This is a genomic window from Bengtsoniella intestinalis, assembly GCF_039719005.1.
In the GTDB taxonomy this organism is placed as follows: Bacteria; Bacillota; Clostridia; order Oscillospirales; family Oscillospiraceae; genus Oscillibacter; species Oscillibacter intestinalis.
The window spans coordinates 1,983,534-2,000,387 of sequence record NZ_CP133584.1; the positions used below are offsets into that span (position 1 = coordinate 1,983,534).

Annotated in this window: 15 protein-coding genes, 2 tRNA genes and 1 rRNA gene; 14 read left to right on the forward strand and 4 right to left on the reverse strand. The window is 50.1% G+C overall.

Going from position 1 to position 16,854, the window contains the following annotated elements:
* Positions 1 to 242 precede the first annotated feature (242 nt).
* The 3 genes from RFF05_RS09580 to RFF05_RS09590 all read right to left on the reverse strand — a co-directional run bounded on the left by RFF05_RS09580 (position 243) and on the right by RFF05_RS09590 (position 2,081).
* Positions 243 to 319, reverse strand: a tRNA-Ile gene (locus RFF05_RS09580).
* A gap of 37 nt (positions 320 to 356) precedes the next feature.
* Positions 357 to 432 (reverse strand) — tRNA-Ala (locus tag RFF05_RS09585).
* Positions 433 to 552: 120 nt separating this feature from the next.
* Positions 553 to 2,081 (reverse strand): 16S ribosomal RNA (locus RFF05_RS09590).
* Positions 2,082 to 4,018: 1,937 nt separating this feature from the next.
* Here RFF05_RS09590 and RFF05_RS09595 point away from each other — a divergent pair.
* The 4 genes from RFF05_RS09595 (at position 4,019) to guaA (ending at position 9,486) form a co-directional block, all read left to right on the forward strand.
* Positions 4,019 to 6,196, forward strand: coding sequence for an ATP-binding protein (locus RFF05_RS09595; RefSeq protein ID WP_409966884.1), 2,178 nt, complete (start codon positions 4,019 to 4,021; stop codon positions 6,194 to 6,196).
* A 195-nt stretch (positions 6,197 to 6,391) separates the two neighbouring features.
* Positions 6,392 to 7,210, forward strand: a complete 819-nt coding sequence (locus tag RFF05_RS09600) for a P-loop NTPase (RefSeq protein ID WP_409966885.1) — start codon at positions 6,392 to 6,394, stop codon at positions 7,208 to 7,210.
* A gap of 162 nt (positions 7,211 to 7,372) precedes the next feature.
* Positions 7,373 to 7,951, forward strand: a complete 579-nt coding sequence (locus RFF05_RS09605; protein WP_409966886.1) for a xanthine phosphoribosyltransferase — start codon at positions 7,373 to 7,375, stop codon at positions 7,949 to 7,951.
* Positions 7,951 to 9,486, forward strand: a complete 1,536-nt coding sequence (guaA, locus tag RFF05_RS09610; RefSeq protein WP_409966887.1) for a glutamine-hydrolyzing GMP synthase — start codon at positions 7,951 to 7,953, stop codon at positions 9,484 to 9,486. The genes RFF05_RS09605 and guaA overlap by 1 nt, the downstream gene beginning before the upstream one ends.
* Before the next feature lie 164 nt (positions 9,487 to 9,650).
* On the opposite strand, the gene RFF05_RS09615 is transcribed toward guaA, so the two are convergent.
* Positions 9,651 to 10,175, reverse strand: a complete 525-nt coding sequence (locus RFF05_RS09615; RefSeq protein WP_409966888.1) for a helix-turn-helix domain-containing protein — start codon at positions 10,173 to 10,175, stop codon at positions 9,651 to 9,653.
* Between the two features lie 155 nt (positions 10,176 to 10,330).
* Between RFF05_RS09615 and RFF05_RS09620 the strand changes: the two genes are divergently transcribed.
* From RFF05_RS09620 to RFF05_RS09665, 10 genes are all read left to right on the forward strand, one after another.
* Entirely contained in the window at positions 10,331 to 10,519 is a 189-nt protein-coding gene (locus RFF05_RS09620) for a DNA-binding protein (RefSeq protein ID WP_409966889.1), read from the forward strand.
* Positions 10,519 to 11,601, forward strand: a complete 1,083-nt coding sequence (locus tag RFF05_RS09625) for a tyrosine-type recombinase/integrase (RefSeq protein WP_409966890.1) — start codon at positions 10,519 to 10,521, stop codon at positions 11,599 to 11,601. Before RFF05_RS09620 ends, RFF05_RS09625 begins: the two co-directional genes overlap by 1 nt.
* The gene (locus tag RFF05_RS09630; protein ID WP_409966891.1) at positions 11,585 to 11,905 is read left to right on the forward strand and encodes a plasmid mobilization protein; all 321 of its coding nucleotides are present in this window, start codon (positions 11,585 to 11,587) and stop codon (positions 11,903 to 11,905) included. The genes RFF05_RS09625 and RFF05_RS09630 overlap by 17 nt, the downstream gene beginning before the upstream one ends.
* Before the next feature lie 123 nt (positions 11,906 to 12,028).
* Positions 12,029 to 13,054 (forward strand): AAA family ATPase, encoded by a 1,026-nt coding sequence (locus RFF05_RS09635; RefSeq protein WP_409966892.1) that lies wholly within the window; start codon positions 12,029 to 12,031, stop codon positions 13,052 to 13,054.
* On the forward strand, positions 13,051 to 13,290 hold the full coding sequence (locus RFF05_RS09640) for a complexin-2 (protein ID WP_409966893.1): 240 nt from the start codon (positions 13,051 to 13,053) through the stop codon (positions 13,288 to 13,290). The genes RFF05_RS09635 and RFF05_RS09640 overlap by 4 nt, the downstream gene beginning before the upstream one ends.
* Positions 13,291 to 13,373: 83 nt before the next feature.
* Positions 13,374 to 13,592, forward strand: coding sequence for a DUF5348 domain-containing protein (locus RFF05_RS09645; RefSeq protein ID WP_409966894.1), 219 nt, complete (start codon positions 13,374 to 13,376; stop codon positions 13,590 to 13,592).
* Positions 13,593 to 13,905: 313 nt separating this feature from the next.
* Entirely contained in the window at positions 13,906 to 15,102 is a 1,197-nt protein-coding gene (locus RFF05_RS09650) for a plasmid recombination protein (RefSeq protein ID WP_409966895.1), read from the forward strand.
* Positions 15,089 to 15,472 carry a TnpV protein gene (locus RFF05_RS09655; protein WP_409966896.1) on the forward strand — a complete coding sequence of 128 codons (384 nt, stop codon included), beginning with the start codon at positions 15,089 to 15,091 and terminating at the stop codon, positions 15,470 to 15,472. The genes RFF05_RS09650 and RFF05_RS09655 overlap by 14 nt, the downstream gene beginning before the upstream one ends.
* Positions 15,473 to 15,484: 12 nt before the next feature.
* Positions 15,485 to 15,751: a hypothetical protein gene (locus RFF05_RS09660; RefSeq protein WP_409966897.1), complete on the forward strand. Its 267-nt coding sequence runs from the start codon at positions 15,485 to 15,487 to the stop codon at positions 15,749 to 15,751.
* 138 nt (positions 15,752 to 15,889) lie between these two features.
* Positions 15,890 to 16,786: a Fic family protein gene (locus tag RFF05_RS09665; RefSeq protein ID WP_409966898.1), complete on the forward strand. Its 897-nt coding sequence runs from the start codon at positions 15,890 to 15,892 to the stop codon at positions 16,784 to 16,786.
* Positions 16,787 to 16,854: the final 68 nt, after the last annotated feature.

Genomic DNA, 16,854 nt, shown 5'->3' on the forward strand with positions numbered 1-16,854 from the left:
TTGTTCCACAATTAAATAATATCTTAACTAAAATTCTCTGTATGTTTTAATTAAATCAAAACACGCAGAACCTTTCTGTTGCCTTACTTTTACTTTAATTTGATACAATGTTCAGTTTTCAAGGTACATTCTTTAGTCATCTCTCGACAACTCAGAGCATAAATGCTCATTGAAATTCTCTCTGTTGAAAAAATTTCAATCAACACTTATTTCTTATTCACTATTACTTATTACTTTAAAAGTGGTGGGCCTAGATGGACTCGAACCATCGACCTCACGATTATCAGTCGTGCGCTCTAGCCAGCTGAGCTATAGGCCCATATGGTGGAGATATCGTTGTCTACCACCAGTTTTATTGGTGGAGAATAACGGGATCGAACCGTTGACCTCCTGAATGCAAATCAGGCGCTCTCCCAGCTGAGCTAATCCCCCAGACTAAGCACCGCTCTAGCGTGTGCCCTCTAAATTAAACAATGTAACAACTTCAAAGCTCAACGGCTGACCTTAGGACGTTACAAGAGAAGTCAATTTCATCTCTCGAAGTCTCCTTAGAAAGGAGGTGATCCAGCCGCACCTTCCGATACGGCTACCTTGTTACGACTTCACCCTAATTATCGAACCCACCTTCGGCCGCGCCCTCCTTGCGGTTAGGCTACGGACTTCGGGTGTTCCCGACTCTCATGGTGTGACGGGCGGTGTGTACAAGGCCCGGGAACGTATTCACCGCGGCATGCTGATCCGCGATTACTAGCGATTCCGACTTCATGCAGGCGAGTTGCAGCCTGCAATCCGAACTGAGACGGCTTTTAGGGGTTCGCTCCACATCGCTGTATTGCATCCCTCTGTTTACCGCCATTGTATTACGTGTGTAGCCCAGGACATAAGGGGCATGATGATTTGACGTCGTCCCCACCTTCCTCCGTTTTGTCAACGGCAGTCTCGCTAGAGTGCTCTTGCGTAGCAACTAACAATAGGGGTTGCGCTCGTTGCGGGACTTAACCCAACATCTCACGACACGAGCTGACGACAACCATGCACCACCTGTCTCTACTTTCCCCGAAGGGCACCTGATGTATCTCTACTTCGTTAGTAGGATGTCAAGTCCTGGTAAGGTTCTTCGCGTTGCTTCGAATTAAACCACATAATCCACCGCTTGTGCGGGCCCCCGTCAATTCCTTTGAGTTTCAACCTTGCGATCGTACTCCCCAGGTGGGATACTTATTGTGTTAACTGCGGCACGCAGGGGGTCAGTCCCCGCACACCTAGTATCCATCGTTTACAGCGTGGACTACCAGGGTATCTAATCCTGTTTGCTCCCCACGCTTTCGCGCCTCACCGTCAGTTGTCGTCCAGTAATCCGCCTTCGCCACTGGTGTTCTTCCTTATATCTACGCATTTCACCGCTACACAAGGAATTCCGATTACCTCTCCGACACTCAAGAAAAGCAGTTTCAAATGCAGTTTGGAGGTTGAGCCTCCAGATTTCACATCTGACTTGCCTTCCCGGCTACACGCCCTTTACACCCAGTAAATCCGGATAACGCTTGCCACCTACGTATTACCGCGGCTGCTGGCACGTAGTTAGCCGTGGCTTATTCATCAAGTACCGTCTTCTACTCTTCCTTGATAAAAGAAGTTTACAACCCGAAAGCCTTCTTCCTTCACGCGGCGTTGCTGGGTCAGACTTGCGTCCATTGCCCAATATTCCCCACTGCTGCCTCCCGTAGGAGTCTGGGCCGTATCTCAGTCCCAATGTGGCCGGTCAACCTCTCAGTCCGGCTACTGATCGTCGCCTTGGTAGGCCATTACCCTACCAACTAGCTAATCAGACGCGAAGCCATCTTTCAGCGATAAATCTTTGGTACTCGAGCCATGCGACCCAAGCACATTATGCGGTATTAGCAGTCGTTTCCAACTGTTGTCCCCCTCTGAAAGGCAGGTTCTTCACGCGTTACTCACCAGTCCGCCACTGTCCTCTACTTCAATTGACCGAAGTCTCTATCCACAGATTCTCGTTCGACTTGCATGTGTTAAGCACGCCGCCAGCGTTCATCCTGAGCCAGGATCAAACTCTCAATAAAATGGTATTTAAAGAGACCGTAGTCTCATCAAATCAGTTTATCAAGCTTTTGCTAGCTTAATTAGTTTTTTTATAGTTACCTCAGTCCTGCAGAGAATTGACTAATCCGCAGTTTCGTTCGCACAACCAAACTCTTGTCGGGCAACTTTCCGGTGTGTTGTAATTACTCACAACACTTACCGTTGGTGCTTTAAAAATTTTTGTTACATTGTTTAATTTACAAGGTACACGCCGACGTTTCCGTTCAGCGGAGTGTTATCATTATACCAGAACCAGAACCGTTTGTCAAGAACTTTTTTTCAAAAGTTTTGAACCAGAAGTTCGTGTTCGGTTTTGACGACTTGATTATTCTATCATAATCAACACCGTTTGTCAAGAACTTTTTTCAACTTCTTTTCGGAAGTTTTTGAAGTTTTCGACGGTCAGGTGAACTTGAACCGAAGCTCTCGTTCGTCGCTGACAACTTTTATATCATACCAGATACATGGCTGTTTGTCAAGAACTTTTTTCGAATTCTCAAAGGAAAGAGAAAAGCTTTCGACGCCTGTCGCAGCACCTTTTGGGCAACCGCTCGAGACAGCTTAGTTAGAATACCACGGCATTCGATAAAAGTCAACACTTATTTTCAGTTTTTTGCAAGTTTTTTCTGATATGGAAAATGGTGGATGGGTTTGGGGTGGTTTTGCCGTGAAAACGGCGGTTTTTCCCCCTTCGGGGGTGTCCTGCGGACGGCTTTGCCCCTTCGGGGCGGACCACTGCCGTGGGGGCATTCTTTTTGTATCGACAAAAAGAATCAAAAAACGATTTTTTCACGACGACTGCGGTCGAGTGAAAAAAAGGGCTTTTTACGGGGGGCTCATCGCTGGGGTGCTTTGGTCTTTTGAACGGCACCGAGTGGCCTGATTTGACGCGAAGTATTCTTTCGGGCTTCGCCCTGTTTGGGGAGATGCGGTTGATATGGTGCCATTTCTTTGGCGTGCCTAGGGTGTGGGTGTGGTATAGGTTGGTGGCGTTGGGTAAGACGGGCGACCACAGGTCGCCCCTACAAGGGTGCCAGCACCACCCAACATCAAGCTGACCGCAGGTCAGCGCTCCCCAGCGCCACCGCACCCATCGACGTCCACAATCTTAGGCACCTCACACGCGTGCTACAACGTCATCGTACGACAAACGTGCGGCAGCAATCAGCGTTGGTTCGCGCATCCCACACGATAAGCCGAACGGATGTGAGCCAGATGCCCCAATAGCACCGCACCCACTCATACCCACCATCCGTATAAAATGGGAGCACGTGAGACGGCTGACCACAAGTGGTCAGCCGCCACGTGCAAGATTTTTGGTTACTTTGCATCTTTGCAAAGTAACGCCCGCGCGGCGAGCGCCCTCCACGGCAGTGGGAAGAAGTCTATCAAAAGACAAATCCCACAGGGTGAAGCAAATTGCAATTGATTTCCACGGGCGCCCAATGGGCGCCCCTACAAAGGGAGAGGCGAAGAAAGCCCCTGCGGCAGCATCCTCCACAGCAGTGGGTAAACTATATCCAAAAAGAATTCCCAAAGGGTAAAATCCTAGAAAGGGACCAACCTCCCCCACAAGGGGCGGAAGTAACGAAAGCCACTGCGGCGGCAGCCGCCATGGTGTGGTGAGCAATATATCAAACAAAGAACTCCCACAGGGTGAAGCAAGTTGCAACCGATTTCCGCGGGCGCGCAGTCCGCGCCCCTACGAAGGGTTATCCAAACACGTTGCAACAGCGGCAAAAGAAAGCCCCCACGGCAGTGCCCCCCTATACATTATAATATAGTAACCACCACTTCCAAAATCATACAATTTATACCACCGTTTTTCAAAACTCCCTATGTACAACCCCCCTCCCCTATGATATACTACCAATATACATTATAATATAGGAAGGTGACCCATTTGCAAATTCATCGTATGCAAGGGACATTCGGCCGATTGCAGCAGCAATCGCTAACAATATCCTCTGGTTTAAACATTTTACAAGCGCCCAATGAGTCTGGCAAGTCTACTTGGTGCGCCTTTTTGCTGGCCATGGCCTACGGCATCAACAGCCGTGAGCGAGACAAGGCTGGCTTTATTGCGGAGAAAAACCGCTATGCCCCGTGGAATGGTGCTTTGATGAGCGGCTCCATGGACTGCACCTATGATGGCAAAGCCATCACTGTAACCCGTGATACCAAGCGCACCACTGCTCCCATGGCAAACTTCACCGCCACCTTTACTGGCACTGGCGACCAAGCGGGGTATCTAGACGGTCTGTCTTGTGGCGAAACCCTCTTCGGTGTAAGCCGTGATGTGTTTGAGCGCAGTGCGTTCATCCGCCAAGCTGGCCTCTCCATTGGACAAACCCCTGAACTGGAACGACGGATTGCCTCTCTCATCACCACTGGCGACGAAGATTCCGCCTATTCCCAAGTGCTCGAGAAACTAAAACAACAGCGCAACCGCCGCCGCCATAATAAAACTGGACTGATTCCCCAGTATGAGGCAGAGCTGGCCACGCTGGAGGCACAATTAAAAAGCCACCAAGACATCACCGCCCAATATGTCGCCGCCCAACAGCTTGCCAGCCATAACCAAGCCTTAGTAGCGCAACTGGAGCAAGCCTTGGCGCACTGGGATGCTTTCGACGCGCAACAACAGCACTTGGCGCTGTCAGCGCAAAAAGAAGCTGTAAACGACGCACAACAAACTGCCGCCACCCTTTCGCAAGCTTTGCAAGACGATCACATTCCCGAAAACGATGTGGTGGCACGGCTTCGCGGCGCCATTGTGAATCTAGAGTTTACACGCCGCCAAACAGACAAGGCCATGGGCGAAAAAGACAAGGCATTGCGCCAAACCATGACCGCACAAGCCACCTTGGGCGAAAGCCCCTTCGCTGGGCAATCTCCAGAACAGGCTATGTCTGCCGCTGTCAATCTACCCTCCGTCAAACCACCCTCTTGGATACCGCCCATTTTACTGGGCATTGCCACTGGTGGTGGCATATGGGCATTGACCTATTCCCACCCCTTTAACATGGCCACTGGCATTTATGCACTTGTGGCTGGTTTGGGATTGATGGCCTTCACTTGGGGCATCTCCACAATCGCCCATAAGAAAAAAGCCAAATTGGCGATTGATACCTATTTAAAACACCACGGCGTTGACACACCCGAGGCACTCACCGCCTTGGCGCAGGATTACACCACCTTGTGGGACGCCCACGCCCAAGCCATTGCCACTTCTGCCGCCGCCACCGCCCAATATAACGGGCTCTACGAAACCTTGTCCACCAATGAGCAGGCCATTTTGTTAGAAGTCCGCCGATTTGCACCCACTGCCTTTGATGTCACCACTGCCGATGAATCCTTACGCCATTGCGGCGCACGGCGCAAAGCAGTTCAGGTGGCGCAAGCTGCAGCGCGGGAAGCACAAATCCGATGGGAGGCCACAGCCCAAGACTTGCCTCCCCTCCCTTCTACCGCGTTATTAGAACGACCTACCCAACCCAAAGATGACTTACGTCTTCAACACGCACAAGCCCAACAAGCTTTGGCCACCACCCAGCATACCATGGCACAATTGGAAGGCCAGCGCACAGCCTTGGGCGACAGCAACACCATCATCGCCACTATCTCTCAGCACCACCAAGGATTGGCACAGGCAGAAGCAGAGTTTTCCGCCGTCACCACCGCGATGGAAGCCTTGACCACCGCTAACACCGCCTTACAAAATCGCTTTGCCCCTCAATTGGGGAAAGCCACGGCGCAAATTTTTCAGCGTCTCACCCAAGGGCGATACGATGGCGTGATTTTAGACCGTGACTTGCACCTATCCACCCAAGTGGATGGGGAAGCGCTGTACCGTGACATCGCCCTGCTATCCGCAGGCGCCGCCGACCAGCTGTATCTGGCCACACGGCTTGCCATCTGCGATTTGATTTTGCCTCCAGATTGCCCTATTATCCTAGACGATGCACTGACCAATTTTGACGATGAACGGTGCAAGATTGCTTTGGACTATTTGCAAGAAGTGGCAAAAACACGGCAAGTGTTGCTGTTTACGTGTCAGGCACGTGAGAACCAACTAATAGCTAAAAGTGAATAGTGAAGAACTATCCGCCACGGGCGGAGATGATGCAAGACAACGGTGGGGGCTTGCCCCCTACCCTACACCAAAGCAGAACCCGTAGGGCGTGGGCTTGCCCCCGCCGTTTCCCGCCCGTAGGCGATAGTTTTTCATTCTTAGTCTTTAGTTCTTAGTTTAACTTATACATTATAATATAATAAGGAGCATCTCATCATGAGCGACTGCAATCACAACTGTTCTTCCTGCGCTAGCAACTGCGGAGAACGCACCGAACCCCAATCCCTACTCAAACAACACCACGTCAAAGCCAACATCGGCAAAGTCTTTGGCATTGTCTCTGGCAAAGGTGGCGTGGGCAAATCCATGGTCACCAGCCAACTAGCCGTCACCTTGCGCCGTATGGGCTACAAGGTTGGCGTATTAGACGGGGATATTATGGGCCCCTCCATCCCCAAGGCTTTTGGCATCCATGAGCAAGCCTCTGGCACAGAAGATGGCATGATTCCTGCCGTGTCCTCCACTGGCATCCAAGTCATGTCTACCAATCTCCTGTTAGAACACGAAACCGACCCTGTCATCTGGCGTGGGCCCGTCATCAGCGGTGTGGCACAACAGTTCTGGACCGACGTGATCTGGGACGTGGACTACCTGCTCATCGATATGCCACCGGGCACTGGCGACGTCACCTTGTCCGTGTTCCAATCCATCCCTCTAAACGGGGTTGTGATGGTCACGTCCCCCCAAGAACTGGTGTCTATGGTGGTGGAAAAAACCGTGAACATGGCAAACATGATGCACGTGCCCATGTTGGGTCTGGTGGAGAACATGAGCTATGTGCTATGTCCAGACTGCGACAAAAAGATTTATCTATTTGGCCAAGGCAAAACCCAAGAGGCCGCCGCACGCCATGGTTTGGATGTGTTGGCACAAATGCCAATCGACCCTGCTCTGGCAGCCGTGGTGGATGCTGGTCGCATTGAAGATTTCCAAGGCAATTGGTTAGAGAATGTGGCGAAACAATTAACAAAATAACCCTTTATGCTATTTTTAGTTATTTCACCGCCAAATGACGGTTTTTAATTGTAAACATTCTTATTTTTTGGGCAATATTCTCTTGCAAAATGTCGCAAAATTCGAGATAATAGAAAAAGACTATATACCCCTTGAACGAGGGGCACAAAGAGGAGAAGATATATGAAGAAACTGCAAGAACGCATTGCCAGCGAAGGCAAAGTGCTCCCTGGCAACATCATTAAGGTAGACGGCTTTTTGAATCACCGCATTGACACTGCTTTGATGGTGGACATTGCCGACGAATTTGGCAAGCTGTTTGACATGGACAAGGTGACCACCATTTTGACCGCCGAAGCTTCTGGCATTGCGCTGGCTACTATCTGCGCCCAACGCTATGGCAAGTCCATGGTCTTTGCAAAGAAGGCAAAAAGCGATAATATCGAGGGTGGTTTGTACGCCAGCGATATCTTCTCCTACACCTATAAAAAGAAGGTCACCTTGCTGGTCTCTAGCGAATGGATCTCCAGCGATGACAAGGTCTTGATTGTGGACGATTTCATGGCAAACGGCGAAGCAATGCGCGGTCTGTGTGACATCGTGGTGGCTGCTGGCGCTGAGCTGGTGGGCATTGGTTGCGCTGTGGAAAAAGGCTTCCAAGGTGGCGGTGACCGTCTGCGTGAAGGCGGTTATAATCTCCATTCTTTGGCCATCATTGAATCTGCAGAACCTGGCAACATCGTATTTCGGGAGGGTACCTAATGCAACAAGTTTTAATCCTTGACTTTGGCGGTCAATATAACCAGCTGATTGCGCGTCGCGTCCGTGAATGCAACGTGTATTGCGAAGTCAAGCCTTACACCATGACTTTGGAGGCCATCAAAGCCTTCAATCCCATCGGTATCATCTTCACTGGCGGGCCTAACAGCGTGTATGAAGACGCTTCCCCCAAGGTTGATCCTGCTGTGTTTGAGTTGGGCATCCCTGTGTTGGGCATTTGCTACGGCTGTCAGCTGATGGCCCACACTTTGGGTGGCGAAGTCACTGCCGCTCATGATGACAGTGCCCGTGAATACGGCAAAACTGTCACCTATTATAACACCGATTGCAAGCTCTTTAAGGGTATGCCTCAAGAGGGCATCTCTTGGATGAGCCATGGCGATTATATGGCAAAAGTGCCCACAGGCTTTGAGCTGATGGCACATAGTGATGCTTGCCCCAACGTAGCAATCGCTGACGAAAGCCGTGGGTTCTACGGGGTGCAATACCATCCCGAAGTGAACCACACCGAACATGGTCAAACCATGCTCCACAACTTCTTGTATGAAGTCTGCGGTGCTAAGGGCGAATGGACCATGGGCGATTACTGCAAAACTGCCATTGCTGCCATCCGCGAAAAAGTGGGCGACGGCAAGGTTTTGTTGGCTCTGTCTGGTGGCGTGGACTCCTCTGTGTGCGCTGGTTTGTTGGCAGAAGCCATTGGCGAGCAACTGACCTGCGTGTTTGTTGACCATGGCTTAATGCGTAAAGACGAAGGCGACGAAGTGGAAGAAGCCTTTGGCAAGTGGACCATGAACTTCATCCGTGTGGATGCCGAAGAACGGTTCCTTGGCAAATTGGCTGGCATTTCTGACCCTGAAACCAAGCGTAAGATTATCGGCGAAGAGTTCATCCGTGTCTTTGAAGAAGAAGCCAAGAAAATCGGCACTGTGGACTTCTTGGCACAAGGCACCATCTACCCTGACGTGATCGAATCTGGTCATGGGGACGCCGCTGTGATTAAGTCGCACCACAACGTGGGCGGTTTGCCTGACTATGTGGACTTTAAAGAAATCGTGGAGCCTCTGCGCCAACTGTTTAAGGACGAAGTGCGCCAATTGGGTCGTGAAGTGGGTCTGCCAGAGTATCTGGTCATGCGCCAACCCTTCCCAGGTCCTGGTCTGGCCATCCGTGTCATCGGTGATTTGACCAAGGCAAAACTGGATACTTTGCGTGACGCAGATGCCATTTTCCGCGAAGAAATCGCCAATGCAGGGGAAGATAAAAATATCAACCAGTATTTCGCAGTGCTGACCAACACCCGTAGCGTAGGCGTTATGGGCGACGGCAGAACCTATGATTACACCCTGGCGCTCCGCGGTGTCACCACCTCTGACTTCATGACCGCCGACTGGGCAAGAATTCCTTACGACGTGCTAGACAAAATCAGCGTCCGCATCGTCAACGAAGTCCAAGGCATCAACAGAATCTGCTACGACATCACCTCCAAACCCCCATCAACCATCGAGTGGGAGTGACCTAAAAAAGCCAACAAACCCAGTCATATCAAGGGTTTGCGGACTTTGTGAGTACACTCCGATACTGGTTTGATACTAGATGTTATCCAGACCAGTGATATAAACAAGAGGAAAGCCCTCTCGTTTGAACGACAAGTTCAAGCGAGAGGGCTTTTTTGCGTTTATTATGTATCTTGTAGTGGCTCTTGGCTCTCCATAAATTCTTTCTTGGTCAAATCACGGAGGAACTTGTCCGTCAAAGCCTGTTCGATGTTTACGACTCCATCCTCACTCCGCACCATGACGGAGGGGTCTTTGCAGGACATTGCATCCTCTGTGACGATGCGATCGAGGCACTTAGCAATTTTGGGATTATTGAATCTGACCAAAATATCAAGAGGGCCAACGTGGCCTTCGGGACTCTGGGTCGCTAAAAACTCACAGTCGATGCTCTCCATCATGGCATAGAAGCATTTCATAAAGTCACCGACAGTCTCAATCTTGACGGCAGGCGCATCGTCCTCTAATAGTGCTTCACGACCGATGGTCATAGCGTTGGCAATTTTACGCAGTTGCTCTATTTTGGGGTTGCGCTCCCCCGCTTCGTATTTGCAAATAGAAATTTCGCTGACACCAGACAGCTCTGCCAGTCGTTTTTGGGTGAGCTTGTTGGCATTTCGATAGAACTTGATTTTCTCAGCTACTGTCATAGTATTTTATCACCTCGGATGCTATTTCGTATCATTTTGTCCAGTATATCATAAACCCATACAAATGTAAAGAAAAGTGTTGACTTATACAAATGTATGTGATAGTATAAATAACAAGTCATACAAAAGTATGTCAATATGAAGGAGGAACAACCATGGAACGTACAAAACTTATTACCACCGCAGAGATTGCCACCGAATTAGGGGTTTCCGTATCCCACGCCTACAAACTGGTACGCCAGCTGAACACGGAATTGAAAACCAAGGGCTACATCACCATCGCAGGCAAGGTCAGCCGTGCCTACTACGAGGAAAAATTCTACGGATTGAGGGAGGGAGCTTAATGCCAGCTTACAAAGATGCCAAGATGGGGACGTGGTACACGGCCTTCTACTTCACCAACTGGCAGGGTCAGCGACTTAAGAAGATGAAGCGTGGCTTCACCACCAAGAGGGCGGCGCTGGAGTGGGAGCGAGATTTCTTGCAGAAAGAGACTGCCGACCTCGATATGACCTTTGCTGCCTTCGTGGACATCTACACCACCGACATGAAGGCCAGACTGAAGCTGAACACTTGGCTCACCAAAGAGAGCATCATCCAGAAGAAGATTTTGCCCTACTTCAAGGACAAGAAAATGAGCAACATCAAGCCCAGCGACGTGATGGCATGGCAGGCCGAGATGATGAAGCTGACCAGCTATGACGGTGAGCGGTACTCGTCCACCTACCTGAAAACCCTGCATAATCAGCTGTCTGCTATCTTCAACCATGCCGTCAAATACTACGAGTTGAAGTCCAACCCAGCCGCCAAAGTGGGCAATATGGGCAGTGAAAAGACCAAAGAAATTCTGTTCTGGACACAGGAGGAGTACATGAAATTCTCCGATGCCATGATGGACAAGCCCATTTCTTACTACGCTTTTGAGGTGCTCTACTGGTGTGGGGTGCGGACAGGTGAACTGCTGGCTCTGACAGCCGAGGATTTTGATTTGGAGAAAGGCACCGTTCGCATCAATAAATCCTATCAACGGTTGCAGAGCAAAGATGTCATCACCGAGCCTAAGACACCCAAGAGCAACCGAGTGATCCAGATGCCCCAGAGCCTTTGTGACAAGATGGAGGATTATTTCAGCCAGATTTATAAGCTGAAACCCAAAGACAGGGTGTTTCCTATCACCAAGAGCTATCTTCACGCAGAGATGCGCCGTGGATGCAAGGAAACTGGGGTCAAGAAGATTACGATTCACTCCATTCGGCACAGCCACATCAGCCTTTTGATTGACATGGGTTTCTCAGCGGTGGCTATCGCTGACAGAGTTGGCCATGAGTCCATCGACATCACGTTCCGCTACGCACATCTCTTCCCTTCCAAGCAAGCGGAAATGGCAAACAGATTGGAGGAGTTGCAGAATGTCGGTCAAGGTTAAAGACCCCAAAAACCGCTGGCGCAATAAAACCGTTGCCTTTCGGGTAAGTCCAGAGGAATGGGAACAGTTTGAGACCGCCGCTAGGCTCTCAGGACTGTCCAAGCAGGAGTATCTTATCAGCCGTATGTATGAAAGAGACATCGTAGTACAGGGCAATCCCAGAGTGTATAAAGCCCTTCGAAATGAACTTGCCAAAGTCCTAGAGAAGCTGGAAGGGATGGATAGGATGGATGGGATGGAAAGTGAAGTGTTGGAGACCATCAATTTGATTACCCTGACCCTGCAAGGTCTGAAAAATGGGTAAAAGAAAAGCCCTTATCCTGCAAGATAAGAGCCTTTCGAGATACCAAACAGGGTCACTGTGGCATCTAGTCGCAAACATAGTATACCACAGTGACCCTCCTAAAATCAAGGAGGAACAGATATTTTGAGCGAACTTAAATTGATTAACATGGAGGATGTGGAGGCCACCGAGGTGGAATGGCTTTGGTACCCCTACATTCCCTACGGCAAAATCACCATCATCCAAGGTGACCCCGGGGAGGGAAAGACCACTGTGGTGCTTCATCTGGCGGCGATGCTGTCCAAGGGCGAAGCGTTGCCCTGTGATGAGACCCAGCGTGAGCCAATCAACATCATCTACCAGACCGCCGAGGACGGCTTGAGCGATACCATCAAGCCCAGACTGCTGGACGGTGGCGCAGACTGCACCCAAATCAAGGTCATTGACGAGGAGGAAAAGAGTCTCACTCTGCTGGATGAACGGCTGGAGCAGGCCATCGTGGAGACAGGTGCTCGCATGGTTATCCTTGACCCCATCCAAGCCTACTTGGGCGATGGTGTCAACATGAATGCCGCCAACGAGATTCGGGACGTGATGAAGCGTGTGGGAGCGATGGCGCAGAGGCATGGTTGCGCTATTATTTTGGTGGGTCATATGAACAAGGGCGGAGGGAAATCCTCTTACCGAGGACTGGGCTCTATTGACTTCCAAGCAGTGGCTAGATCCGTTTTGGTGGTGGGTCGCATGAAGGATAACCCTGAAATGCGAGTGGTAGCACAGTGCAAATCCAGCCTCGCCCCAGAGGGGAAATCTATCTCCTTTGAGCTGAATCGAGAGACTGGGTTTCGCTTTGTCGGGGAGTGTGATGTGTCGGTGGACGAACTACTGACAGGAGAAGTCCGAGCCAATAAAACCAAGCTGGCAGAGGCGCTCTTGCTTGAGGTTTTAGAGAATGGCGAAGTCCTCCAAGCTGACATTATGCAGAAGGCACGAGTGAAGGAAATCTCCAAGCGAGTGATGGACGAAGTGAAGAAAAAGCTGGGTGTGAAGTCCAGAAAGAGGCAGGGGAAATGGTACTGGTCATTGCCAGAAAACCAACCTTGCAACCGTGCAGGAGTCCAGCCTACCGCAATGTTGCAAACTTCCTTGGAGGAGGGTGCGGACGAATGAAAACCGTACAGATTCCCGAAACCCTATTCATCCAGCTTCTCAACTGCCACCTGTTCAACGAAACCGATGAGGAGCAGGAACAGGAAATCCAGACAGCCTTAGAGACCAAGCTGAACGCTTTGGTGGGCAGACGCTTATACTCAGCCTACAAGACCGCCGACACCTCAGAGGAGCGTGAGAAGGCACGGCAGGAGTACCTAGATTTGAAGGGCTACCGTGAGAGCTACCGCTGGTAACTTTCCCTCGAAACAGAATACAGGGGCGTGACACGCCCCTGTGTCCTGTGGGGAAGGCAAACATCATATAGGAGGACGATATAATGCGAGAAGGCATTTTGGTTTACAACAAATACGAGGGCAGATATGACATCTATTTCGATGAGCAAGAACTCTACGGAGGTCTCCACTGTGGCGAGGCCTTCGAGGTCAAAGTGGGCAACCGTTGGAAAGGCACACGCATCGAAATGGGTTGCCAGCGTGAGTGGTATCTGGTGGGATTTAAGACCAACGCATTGCAGGGCATTCGGGTACGGATTTGAGAGGGAGGAACGAAACGTTCCCCCGTCTACGCAGGGGCTACCGTGAAACACGATAGCCCTCCCCGAAGAGGTGTATACCGTTTGGGTATGCACCCAACCCCCATCCGCAGATGCCCAGTACCGACCGTCTCACGATAGGTCGGTGCTGGGTGGGGGAGTGACCGCGGTCACGGGGGATTCCCCCGAAACTCCCTCGGAGAGCCCACGACATCTTTGCACGAAGTGAAAGTGTCATAGTGGGTAATATACTTTCGGAAAGGTATGAGCCAATCTCCGTGGTTACTCAAAAAAATAACAACAAAGGAGGAAAGCTATGGCTAGAAATGATGGTGTTGACCGTACCATAGTGCGAAACAACGGATACCAAAAGGGAAGCGTTGGCATTCGTGAGCGACACAATGAGCGTAAGAACGAGAGCTATTCCAACAACGATATATTACTTTCATACAGCCACCTCAACGTCCAATTTAAGACTCCCGCAGAGGGCTATGCCGCTGATTTTGACCGCATGGTGGCGGAGGGAATCATCTCTACCAGAGGACTGAAGCCGAATGCTAAAGTCATTGACGAGATGGTCTTTGATGTGAACTCGGCCTACTTCGAGGATCGTGGTGGATATGAATATGCCAAAGAATTCTTTGCCCATGCCTACCGTATGGCGATGGAGGAAGTGGGTGGCGAGCAGTACATTTTGTCAGCAGTGATGCACGCTGATGAACGTAATAGAGCGCTGTCGGAGAAGCTGGGATACGACGTGTTCCACTACCACCTCCATGTGGTTTATGTGCCTGTGGTGGAGAAGCAAGTCCTGTGGACGAAGCGGTGCAAGGACAAGGCATTGGTTGGCACTGTGAAGAAAATCATTATGCAGGTCAGTGACTCTAAGAAATGGTTATCAGAAAAGGCGGTGGATGAGGATGGAGAGACCCATCTAATCCCTTCATACAGCAAGCTCCAAGATAGATTTTTTGACTATATGAAGGCGGCAGGATATGCCGATGTGGAGCGTGGCGAGCGCAATAGTAAAGACAAGCACATGAAGCCAGACGAGTTCAAGGCCATGAAGGAGCAGGAACGACTGGATCAGATGGAGCAGGAGGCCGCCGCAAAGAAAGTCAAGTTGCAGGAGATTGACAGCGTGACCGCCAAGCCTACCCTCACGGACAAAACCAAAGTGGTAGTAGCCAAAACGGATTTGGATGACCTGAAATCACTGGCAAAAAAGCAGGTGACAGCCCAGAAAAAATCTAAGAGGATGCAGGTGGAAAACAAAAATTTGAAGTCGGAAGTGCAGTCGCTACGACAGGAAAATATCCAGCTTCAGCAGGAGAACACAACTTTTCGCTCCGTGCGAGATCAGCTGAGTGTCACTCAGCTGAAACAGGATTATGAGCGATTGAAAAAGAAGCTGGACAGAGTGATGGACTTCATCGACAAACTGGGGCTCCGAGAGAAGCTAAACCAATTTTTATATCCAAACAGAAAGCGAGATGCACATGATGAAAGATAAATATTACAACGAGGCCAACGGCCTGCACTACACACTGGCAGAGGACGGATGCTACTACCCAGATTTGGAACTTCCGCCCCAAGACCCCAGACCGCTGGGCAAGTATGGCCTGATGCGGAAGCACTATTTGCTGGAGCACCGCAAGGTGCAGTTCACCATCCTGCTCACCAGCGGCAAGCTGTCCGCTGAGCTTCACCGAGTGGACGATGAGGCACGGGATATGGTGAATGAAATCGTGGCGCAGATGGCCGCCAAAGAGGGCACGGACGGTGCGTTGAAAATGCGAGACCAAATGCGCTGGGTCGGGCTGATGAATAACTACAAAGCCTGCGCAGAGGAGATTGTTTTACGAGATATTGTGTACACATAAGGAGGGAAGAATATGAATCAAGACTGGTTTGAATTTATCAACGCTCGTATGGAGACAGAGCGTGAGCATTACGGCAAGACAGAAGAATATCGCCATCGGCGGGTGATTGAAATCCAGCAGGAGGAGATGTTGGAAACCAATCTCACCAAAGACGAGAAGCACATGGTGGACGAGGTGATGTTCGCACGGTGCTTGTCGCTGGAGAGGGATGGGGAACGGCTGTATCAGCAGGGGATGAGGGATTGTGTTGAGGTGTTGAGGGTGTTGGGGGTATTATAAATGAAATAGGTGGGCAGCTCAGAGTAGCTGTCCACCTATTTTTACCGTTATCGGCAAAAATATATCACTCAATCTGCTTGTATTATTGCCGACACTGTGGTATAATAATGGCACTAATATTTATTAGAGGTGAAGTGCGTGAATTTCTTATCGGTGGCTCAAATTGCAGTCAAGTGGGGCGTGTCGGAACGCTCTGTTCGCAATTATTGCGCCCAAGGTCGCATTGATGGGGCTTTTTTAACGGGTAAAACGTGGAATGTGCCTGAGCATGCTGTGAAGCCAACTCACGGAAATAAAAAGCAAAAGACTTCTGATACCCTTCTTGATGTGCTCTGTAATGAACAATCGGCAAAAATCTCTGGTGGCATCTACCACAAAATTCAGATTGAGCTGACCTATAACTCCAATCATATCGAGGGCAGCCGTCTGACCCATGATCAGACACGCTATATCTTCGAAACCAATACCATTGGTGGCGACAATGAGGTCATGAATGTGGATGATATCGTGGAGACCGCCAACCACTTTAAGTGCATTGATATGGTGATCGCCCAAGCGGGCAATGCCCTCTCAGAAAAGCTCATCAAACAGCTTCATTTCACCCTGAAGCATGGCACCAGCGACAGCCGCAAAGATTGGTTTGTAACTGGTGATTACAAAAAACTTCCCAATGAAGTGGGTGGGCAGGAGACAACCTCACCAGAGGACGTTTCTCAAGCAATTCAAGCACTGTTGTCCGATTATAACGCAACCAAGGAAAAGGCCTTCGAGGACATTGTGGCCTTCCATGTGGCCTTTGAGTCTATCCACCCCTTCCAAGACGGAAATGGCCGTGTGGGACGACTGATTATGCTGAAGGAGTGCCTGCGCAACAACGTCACCCCCTTTATCATCGGAGAGCAGACCAAGATGTTCTATTACCGTGGTCTCCACGAATGGAAGCGAGAGAGAGGTTTCTTGTTGGATACCTGCCTCAGTGCGCAGGATCAATTTAAGGCCTATCTGGATTATTTTAAGGTGCCGTATTCTGATTGATATAACACGAAAATCCATTTTGCTGGAAAGAACAGATGCTTATATAAAATAGTGTGATGGAGGTATAT

Bases quoted from the DNA above. Each gene is read 5' to 3' on its own strand.
- RFF05_RS09595 (WP_409966884.1), top strand. From the start codon at position 4,019: ATGCAAGGGACATTCGGCCGATTGCAGCAGCAATCGCTAACAATATCC.
- RFF05_RS09600 (WP_409966885.1), top strand. From the start codon at position 6,392: ATGAGCGACTGCAATCACAACTGTTCTTCCTGCGCTAGCAACTGCGGA.
- RFF05_RS09605 (WP_409966886.1), top strand. From the start codon at position 7,373: ATGAAGAAACTGCAAGAACGCATTGCCAGCGAAGGCAAAGTGCTCCCT.
- guaA (WP_409966887.1), top strand. From the start codon at position 7,951: ATGCAACAAGTTTTAATCCTTGACTTTGGCGGTCAATATAACCAGCTG.
- RFF05_RS09615 (WP_409966888.1), bottom strand. From the start codon at position 10,175: ATGACAGTAGCTGAGAAAATCAAGTTCTATCGAAATGCCAACAAGCTC.
- RFF05_RS09620 (WP_409966889.1), top strand. From the start codon at position 10,331: ATGGAACGTACAAAACTTATTACCACCGCAGAGATTGCCACCGAATTA.
- RFF05_RS09625 (WP_409966890.1), top strand. From the start codon at position 10,519: ATGCCAGCTTACAAAGATGCCAAGATGGGGACGTGGTACACGGCCTTC.
- RFF05_RS09630 (WP_409966891.1), top strand. From the start codon at position 11,585: ATGTCGGTCAAGGTTAAAGACCCCAAAAACCGCTGGCGCAATAAAACC.
- RFF05_RS09640 (WP_409966893.1), top strand. From the start codon at position 13,051: ATGAAAACCGTACAGATTCCCGAAACCCTATTCATCCAGCTTCTCAAC.
- RFF05_RS09645 (WP_409966894.1), top strand. From the start codon at position 13,374: ATGCGAGAAGGCATTTTGGTTTACAACAAATACGAGGGCAGATATGAC.
- RFF05_RS09650 (WP_409966895.1), top strand. From the start codon at position 13,906: ATGGCTAGAAATGATGGTGTTGACCGTACCATAGTGCGAAACAACGGA.
- RFF05_RS09655 (WP_409966896.1), top strand. From the start codon at position 15,089: ATGATGAAAGATAAATATTACAACGAGGCCAACGGCCTGCACTACACA.
- RFF05_RS09660 (WP_409966897.1), top strand. From the start codon at position 15,485: ATGAATCAAGACTGGTTTGAATTTATCAACGCTCGTATGGAGACAGAG.